This window comes from Mesorhizobium sp. M7D.F.Ca.US.004.03.1.1 (genome assembly GCF_003998635.1).
In the GTDB taxonomy this organism is placed as follows: domain Bacteria; phylum Pseudomonadota; class Alphaproteobacteria; order Rhizobiales; family Rhizobiaceae; genus Mesorhizobium; species Mesorhizobium loti.
Genome location: NZ_RZQG01001014.1, coordinates 1 through 2,027 on the forward strand (window position 1 = coordinate 1; position 2,027 = coordinate 2,027).

The 2,027-nt window shown below is 63.4% G+C and carries 2 protein-coding genes and 1 pseudogene; all 3 read left to right on the forward strand.

Features of this window, described 5'->3' with window-relative positions:
• Nucleotides 1–516, forward strand: a 516-nt coding sequence (locus EN935_RS33215) for an anti-sigma factor (protein ID WP_164771575.1), incomplete at its 5' end; no start/stop codon positions are given.
• Between the two features lie 61 nt (nt 517–577).
• Nucleotides 578–1,294 carry a Bax inhibitor-1/YccA family protein gene (locus EN935_RS33220; RefSeq protein ID WP_023812012.1) on the forward strand — a complete coding sequence of 239 codons (717 nt, stop codon included), beginning with the start codon at nt 578–580 and terminating at the stop codon, nt 1,292–1,294.
• A 204-nt stretch (nt 1,295–1,498) separates the two neighbouring features.
• Nucleotides 1,499–2,027 (forward strand): annotated as a pseudogene (locus EN935_RS33225) (aldose 1-epimerase family protein); the annotation flags it as partial.

The following is a 2,027-nucleotide window of genomic DNA, read 5'->3' on the forward strand; positions in this document are numbered from 1 at the left end:
GTGTTGCAGCGCGCGGCGGCGGTGGCCGCCTTCGTTGCCGCCGGCTGGCTGGCGAACGGCATCATCGGGCCGATGTCGGTGACCAAGGTCGTCGCCTCGCCGCAGCCGCCCGCCTATGTCGACGAAGCGGTGCGGGCCCACAGAACGACGCTGGTGCGCGAGAGCATGCCGTCGCAGCCCGAAGCACCCAATTACAACGCCGGCGAGATTCGCGCCGCGACTGCCATCGTCATGCCGTCGCTGCCGGCGGACTGGAAGGTCCGTGACGTGCAGATCTATCCGTCGCGCTTTGGGCCGAGCGTCGAGATGGCGGTCGAGACGAAAGACATGGGGCTGGTGTCGCTGTTCGCGATCCGGCCCGGAACCTTCGACGTCGTCAAGCCGACCATCGCGCCCTCGGGCGACATTTCCTCGGCCTATTTCCAGATCGGCGAGGTCGCCTATGCGGTGGTCGGACGAAGCGAGGTCCACGACCTCGACCGCGCCGCCGAGACGCTCGCCAAGACGCTTTACTGATCGATCCACGCTGTACTGATCGATCCACGCTGTACTGACCGATCCACAAAGGAGAACACAAATGAACACCCCCAATCTGGGATATCGCGTGGGCGCCGGCGCCCAAACCGGCGCCATCTTCGACGAGGGCCTGCGCCAGCACATGCTGCGCGTCTACAACTACATGGGCGTCGGCCTGGTGGTCACCGGCCTGGTCGCCTTCATGATCTCATCGACGCCGGCGCTCTATGTGCCGATCTTCTCCAGCCCGCTGAAATGGGTGGTGATGCTGGCGCCGCTCGCCTTCGTCATGCTGTTCTCGTTCAAGATGCAGACCATGTCGGCAGCCAGCGCCCAGGCGATGTTCTGGGCCTTCTGCGCGGTCATGGGCCTTTCGCTCGCCTCCGTGTTCCTGGTCTTCACCGGAACCAGCATCGCGCGCACCTTCTTTATCGCCGCCACCATGTTCGGCGCCACCAGCCTCTACGGCTACACGACCAAGCGTGACCTGACCCAGTTCTCGTCGTTCCTGATCATGGGCCTGATCGGTGTGGTGATCGCCAGCATCGTCAACATCTTCCTCGGCTCGACCGCACTGCAGTTCGCCATCTCGGTGATCGGCATTGCCGTATTCATCGGCCTGACCGCCTGGGACACGCAAACGATCAAAGAACAGTATGCCGAGAATTTCGACGCGGAATCGCGCCAGAAGCTCGCCGTCTTCGGTGCCTTCTCGCTCTATCTGAACTTCATCAACATCTTCCAGCTGCTGCTGAACTTCACTGGCGAACGCGAGTAGTCCGGACCGTAGCAGGCAACATTTCGTATCTTGCCGTGGCTGGAGGGAAACCTCCGGCCACGGTTTTTCATTTGAGGCAGCATTTGCCATGCGCGGTGGATCGTTCATCACAGCGGAGTGAGGTGCGATATAGGTCTGCCGCTCTTGAGTTCAGGCGTTGCCCTTTGCTAGCCTGCCGGCCACGCCTGATAGCCGCGAGGACGCATGGAACAAGACAGCCTGACGCTTCACGGTGACGGCATCTCGGCGACCGTCGTCGGGCAGGGCGCTGAACTGGTCTCCCTGCGCGATGCCGACGGCATAGAGTTTCTATGGCAGGCCGGCCCGGAATGGCGGCGTCACTCGCCGCTGCTGTTCCCGATCGTCGGGCGGCTGAAGGGCGACCGGTTGCACCATCAAGGCCAGACCTATCCGATGAGCCAGCACGGCTTCGCGCGCGACAAGCCGTTTGCCTGGGCGCAGAGGGGGCCAAAGTCCTGCACGTTGGTCCTCACCGATGACGCCGACACCCGCGCGCACTACCCCTTCGCCTTTCGCCTGGCGGTGACCTACGCGCTGGACCGCAAGCAACTCAGTGTGAGCTTCGACATCGCCAACACCGGCGACGAGCCGCTGCCGGCATCGATCGGGGCGCACCCGGCGTTCAATTGGCCCTTGCTGCCGGATCTAGCCAAGACGGATTACCGGCTGACCTTTTCCTCCGCCGAGCAAGCGCCGATCCGTCGCCTGAAGG